The organism is Mesorhizobium sp. M6A.T.Cr.TU.017.01.1.1, from assembly GCF_004023115.1.
In the GTDB taxonomy this organism is placed as follows: domain Bacteria; phylum Pseudomonadota; class Alphaproteobacteria; order Rhizobiales; family Rhizobiaceae; genus Mesorhizobium; species Mesorhizobium mediterraneum.
Genome location: NZ_RZTA01000076.1, coordinates 27,492 through 32,471 on the forward strand (window position 1 = coordinate 27,492; position 4,980 = coordinate 32,471).

The window sequence follows — 4,980 nt, forward strand, 5'->3', positions numbered from 1 at the left end:
GAATGATCTCGTCTTCGCCTTCCCTGCCCTGCTCTCGGCGATCATGATCACCGCCATTTTCGGGCCGGGCGCGCTCAACGCCATCATCGCCATCGGCATCTTCAACATCCCGGTCTTTGCCCGCGTCGCCCGGGCCGGTGCGCTGGCGATCTGGCCGCGCGAATTCATCCTTGCCGCGCGCGCCGCCGGCAAAGGCAAAACGCTGATCACGCTGGAACATGTGCTGCCCAACATCGTCACATTGCTCCTGGTTCAAGGCACCATCCAGTTCGCGCTCGGCATCCTGGCCGAAGCCGGGCTTTCCTATGTCGGGCTGGGCACACAGCCGCCAATGCCGAGTTGGGGGCGGATGCTGTTCGATGCGCAGACCCGCATGGTGGCGGCGCCGTGGATGGCGATCTTTCCAGGCATGGCGATCGTCGTCACCGTGCTTGGCCTGAACCTGCTCGGCGACGGTATTGCCGACATCCTCGATCCCAAATCGCGGCGGCAGCGATGAGCTTGCTCGAAATCGAGAAACTGTCGCTGAGCATCGGCAACACACCGATCCTGAGGGATGTCGAGCTCTCCGTCGCGCCCGGCGAGGTGATGGGGCTGGTCGGCGAATCCGGCTCGGGCAAGTCGATAACGGCGCTGACGGTGATGCAGCTTCTGCCCTGGGCGGCGCGCGCCACGGGGCGCGTCACCTTCGACGGCATCGACATCCTTGCGGCCAGCGAAGACCAGATGTGCGCGCTGCGCGGCGACGATATCGGCATGGTTTTCCAGGAGCCGATGACGGCACTGAATCCGGTCAAGACCATTGGCGAGCAAGTCGCCGAAGGCATCCGCTGGCACACCAGGGCAAGCCGAGCCGACGCCGAGGACCACGCGCGAAAAATGCTCGACCGGGTCGGCCTGCCGGCGGCGCAGTTTCCTTTGTCACGCTATCCGCACGAGCTTTCCGGCGGCCAGCGCCAGCGCGTCGTCATCGCCATTGCCTGCGCGCTGAAACCCAAGCTGCTGATCGCCGACGAGCCGACGACGGCGCTCGACGTCGTGCTGCAGGCGCAGATCCTCGACCTGTTGCGCGACCTGGTCGCGGAAAACCGCATGGGCCTGCTCTTGATCTCGCACGACCTTGCGGTGGTGACCGAGATGGCGGATCGCATCACCATCCTGCGCCATGGCGAAGTGATGGAGGCCGGCGACACGGCGCGCACTTTGTCGGAGCAGCTTCATCCCTACACGCGACAACTGGCGCAGGCCTCTATGCATGTCCCGGCGCGCGCCAGGACACATGAGGTCGGCCTGGACAACCCCCTGCTCCAGGGTGCCAAACCCCTGCTCCAGGTAGACAGCGTGACGCGGGACTATCCGGGACGTCGAAAATCGCTGCTGAAGCGGGCGGCCCCGATCCGCGCCGTCGACGATGTCTCGTTTTCGATTGATCCCGGCCAGTCAGTGGCTCTGGTCGGACGTTCGGGCTGCGGCAAGTCCACGCTTGCCCGCATGGTCCTGGCGCTGGACGGGCCGACATCGGGAACGATCCGGTTTCGGGGGCAGGTCATCACCGGCAAGAGCGAGGCTGAGCTCAAGCCGGCGCGCCGCGACATGCAGGTGGTGTTCCAGGACCCTTACGGCTCTTTCGACCCGCGCCTGAAGGTCGAAAAGCTGGTCGCCGAGCCACTGCACGTCCTGGAGAAGAAGCCGACGAATGCCGAGCGGCGCGAGATGGTGGCAAAGGCCTTGCACGAGGTCGGCCTCAGCCCACGCGACATGGACAAATATCCCCACGAATTTTCAGGCGGCCAGCGCCAGCGCCTGTCGATCGCCCGCGCTATCATCACCCGTCCCAAACTGGTCGTCGCCGACGAGCCGGTCTCGGCCCTCGATGTCTCTATCCGCGCCCAGGTTCTCGACCTGTTCGCCGAGCTCAACCAGAAGCTCGGCATCGCCTACGTCTTCATCACTCACGATCTGACCGTCGCCCGCGCCATCACCGACGCGGTGATGGTCATGCACGACGGCAAGATCGTCGAGCGCGGCAGGACGAGCGAGGTTCTCGACCATCCGCAGTCCGAAGCCGCCAAGGCGCTGGTCGCTGCCGCTCCGGACCTGCACCGGGCAATAGCGCGCCGGTTACACGAACAAGGGTGAGCGGGCCGCTTCAGGCTTGCGTTTGCGGCTTCACCGCATCGGCAGGGCTGATGTCGAGCAGGTCGAGCGTGCGGCGCAAGAGCTTCATCTCGTTCCCGGCAAGTTGTGAATCGGCCTTGGCGATCTCGGCCATGTGGCGGGCAAGCAGCTTGCGCCGCTCGACGTCGAGGTCACGGAACTGCGCGATGGCTTGCGAGCTGTTGGTCTCGTAGCCGAACTCGTTGAGATATTCGATGACGCTGTCGATGCTGGCTTCCGGAATGCCGAAGGCTTCCCGGCAGATGCGCCTGAGCGCGACCATTTCGCTCTCGCTGACCGAGCCGTCGGCGAGAATCATACGAAACAGCATGAGCAGTTCCGCCGACAGCACAGGATCGTCCGCGACCTTGCGCACGCCGGGGTCGCCGTCGAAGATCAAGCGTATCTGGTCCAGTAAAGCGAATGCCATCAGCGTCCCTTTCCGATTCGTCAAATGCATGTCGCTCAAAAGTGCGCAGCGGTTTTGAGATAACGACATGCATAAAACAAAAGAGCCAAGCGCGTCGCGGCGCGCTTGGCATAGGTAGCGCGGAATCGGCCTTGCGCAAACGGGTCGGCTGGGTTCGAACGGGGCAATCGCTTCAGGTTTTTAATTCGCCTCCTCATCCTTTTCCGGGCATTGGCGCTGCCCTTCACCTGCCTGCCGGCATCCTCTCCCCGTATAGCGACGGGGAGAGGGGCGCTCTCGTCACCGGTTTCGCCAATCACCAGCGTCGCAGGAAGGGCGCCGAAGCTGCGGCCAGCCCCTTCTCCTGCCCGGCAGGGCGATGAGGGGCGGCGCCAAGATCGACAATTGGTGGTCTCCGTCACAATTTGGAAACTATCATCCGTCTCCAGGGATTGCCCTCGTGATCGAAAGCGCCGCATCCTTCTGGCCACTCCCCGTCAAGCTGCTGGCTGACCCGGCGAACCCGCTGCGCACGCTGATTGGTGTGTGACGGCGCGCCTGATAGTATGCGGTTGTACGAATCATGTTGGAGGAGCCACACATGAATCTCAGTGCGCCTACGCAGCTTATTTTCATCATATCCCTTGTTATCGCCATTCTCGGCCTTCTTGCCGCTTTTGGCGTCCTTGCGTTCATTCCCATACCCGCGGTTTGGATTGCCCTCATCGCTTATATCGTGCTTGCCGGTGGCTGCTTGATGCGCGGCGCTTAAGCACTCAGATCTCAGGCAACTCGGAGCGCCCGGCCACAAGCCGGGCGCTTTTGATTTTGAGGGATGGTCTGTTAGACTCCATGGGCGGAAGGAAAGCTCATGCCCGCCGAGAGCGAAGACGGCAGCCGCCATGAAAATCCCGGCCTCGACCGGTTCGAGATGGTGCGGCGCGCGCCCGGCCCTCGGCTCCGGTGCGCGGTCACCGACATCTGCGGCTACCGCGAAACAATGCCCGGCCATTTCCGCAACGTCGAATATGCGTCGCTGACCGTCCCACTGGTTATCAGCTTTGCCGAACCCTTCGCCATCGGGCTCGGCAAGAACCCCGGCGACAATGATCGCTTCGCCAGTTTCGCCGCCGGCCTTTTTGCCGGTCCGGTGGTGATCGAGTCCTTCGGCGGCGCCTGCTGTGTACAGGTCAATTTCACACCGCTCGGCGCCCGCCGCTTCTTCGGCCTTCCGATGAGCGAACTGACCGACCGCATGGTCGGCCTCGACGATGTGCTTGGCCTCGAAGGCATCGCGCTGCGCGAAAGACTTGGCAATGCGCACGACTGGAGCGCACGCTTTGCCATCGTCGAGGCGTTCGTCGCCGCGCGACTGACTGAGGCGCGGGAAACGCAGTCCGAAATCGCCTGGGCCTATGAACGGATCATCGTCTCGGGCGGCCGCATTCGCGTGTCGTCGCTCGCCGACAGGATAGGCTGGAGCCGCAAGCATCTCGCAGGAAAGTTTTCCAACGCGATCGGCGTCGGCCCCAAGACGCTGTCGCGCATCGTCCGCTTCAACCGGGCGCTCGGGCTCTCAAGGCAGGACCAATCCGATTGGGCCGATATCGCCGCCGATTGCGGCTATGCAGACCAGGCGCATCTGGTTCGCGAATTCCGCGATCTTGCCGGCGAAACGCCGACGACGCTTGCCGCCCAGGCATAAACCGCCCAGGTCCTTTGCAGGACACTCAGGTAACATTTCTTCAAGACGCCGCAACAGGCTTCGCCCAGACTGGGTTATCACCAACCCAACTGAAGGAAATCGCCATGACCATGTCCGTCGAACCGCCCAGACTCTATCCCACCTTGCGCTACCGCAATGCCGCGAAGATGATCGATTGGCTGGGCGAGGCCTTCGGCTTTGTCGTTCATGCCCGCTACGGCGAAGGCGATATCGTCCAACACGCCGAACTGACTTTAGGCTCCTCGATGATCATGCTGGGCACTGCACGCGACGACAAGTTCGGCCAGATAATCGGCGCACCGGGGCCAGGTGGCGGCAGATCGATCTATGTTGCCGTCGACGATGCCGATGCCGCCTATGCCAAAGCCAAGAAGGCCGGCGCCGAAATACTGGAAGAGCTGACTGACCGCGACTATGGCAGCCGCGAGTTCATCTGCCGCGATCCGGAGGGCAATGTCTGGTCCTTCGGCACCTACTGGCCGAAGGCCGCCGAGCCCGCCAGCTAACGGGCGAGGCCAAAAATCGCGTCGCAGTCGAGGTGGATCTCCAGCTCGGCTGCGACCTCGTCCAATGCCCGTTCTACCTCGGCGCGATAGTCGATGCCGCCGCCTTTGACGCCGAGGTTTTCCAGGAATTTCGCCCGAAAAGCGTCGGCGGAAAACAGCCCGTGCAAATAGGTGCCTGACAC

6 protein-coding genes and 1 pseudogene are annotated in these 4,980 nt (G+C 63.1%); 5 read left to right on the top strand and 2 right to left on the bottom strand.

What is annotated here, in order from left to right; all coding sequences use genetic code 11:
- Together EOB36_RS35310 and EOB36_RS22240 are read left to right on the top strand one after the other, a co-directional pair.
- On the top strand, positions 1-499 hold a 499-nt coding region (locus EOB36_RS35310; protein ID WP_245467858.1), incomplete at its 5' end, for an ABC transporter permease.
- Positions 496-2,139 (top strand): dipeptide ABC transporter ATP-binding protein, encoded by a 1,644-nt coding sequence (locus tag EOB36_RS22240; RefSeq protein ID WP_095486673.1) that lies wholly within the window; start codon positions 496-498, stop codon positions 2,137-2,139. The genes EOB36_RS35310 and EOB36_RS22240, both read left to right, overlap by 4 nt.
- Positions 2,140-2,149: 10 nt before the next feature.
- Here the strand turns inward: EOB36_RS22240 and EOB36_RS22245 are convergent, their stop codons facing one another.
- Positions 2,150-2,587: a TerB family tellurite resistance protein gene (locus tag EOB36_RS22245; protein ID WP_095486750.1), complete on the bottom strand. Its 438-nt coding sequence runs from the start codon at positions 2,585-2,587 to the stop codon at positions 2,150-2,152.
- A 580-nt stretch (positions 2,588-3,167) separates the two neighbouring features.
- Between EOB36_RS22245 and EOB36_RS22250 the strand changes: the two genes are divergently transcribed.
- The 3 genes from EOB36_RS22250 to EOB36_RS22260 all read left to right on the top strand — a co-directional run bounded on the left by EOB36_RS22250 (position 3,168) and on the right by EOB36_RS22260 (position 4,798).
- Positions 3,168-3,338, top strand: coding sequence for a hypothetical protein (locus EOB36_RS22250; protein WP_095486751.1), 171 nt, complete (start codon positions 3,168-3,170; stop codon positions 3,336-3,338).
- 99 nt (positions 3,339-3,437) lie between these two features.
- Complete coding sequence (locus EOB36_RS22255) at positions 3,438-4,271, top strand: AraC family transcriptional regulator (RefSeq protein ID WP_095486674.1); 834 nt, start codon at positions 3,438-3,440, stop codon at positions 4,269-4,271.
- A gap of 104 nt (positions 4,272-4,375) precedes the next feature.
- Positions 4,376-4,798: a VOC family protein gene (locus tag EOB36_RS22260; protein WP_095486675.1), complete on the top strand. Its 423-nt coding sequence runs from the start codon at positions 4,376-4,378 to the stop codon at positions 4,796-4,798.
- Here EOB36_RS22260 and EOB36_RS22265 read toward each other — a convergent pair.
- Positions 4,795-4,980: pseudogene (locus EOB36_RS22265) on the bottom strand (cobyric acid synthase CobQ); the annotation flags it as partial. The gene EOB36_RS22260 and the pseudogene EOB36_RS22265 sit on opposite strands and share 4 nt — an antisense overlap.

What these genes read in the sequence shown, in the direction of transcription:
- EOB36_RS22250 (WP_095486751.1), top strand. Translation starts at nt 3,168, where the DNA reads ATGAATCTCAGTGCGCCTACGCAGCTTATTTTCATCATATCCCTTGTT.
- EOB36_RS22255 (WP_095486674.1), top strand. Translation starts at nt 3,438, where the DNA reads ATGCCCGCCGAGAGCGAAGACGGCAGCCGCCATGAAAATCCCGGCCTC.
- EOB36_RS22240 (WP_095486673.1), top strand. Translation starts at nt 496, where the DNA reads ATGAGCTTGCTCGAAATCGAGAAACTGTCGCTGAGCATCGGCAACACA.
- EOB36_RS22245 (WP_095486750.1), bottom strand. Translation starts at nt 2,587, where the DNA reads ATGGCATTCGCTTTACTGGACCAGATACGCTTGATCTTCGACGGCGAC.
- EOB36_RS22260 (WP_095486675.1), top strand. Translation starts at nt 4,376, where the DNA reads ATGACCATGTCCGTCGAACCGCCCAGACTCTATCCCACCTTGCGCTAC.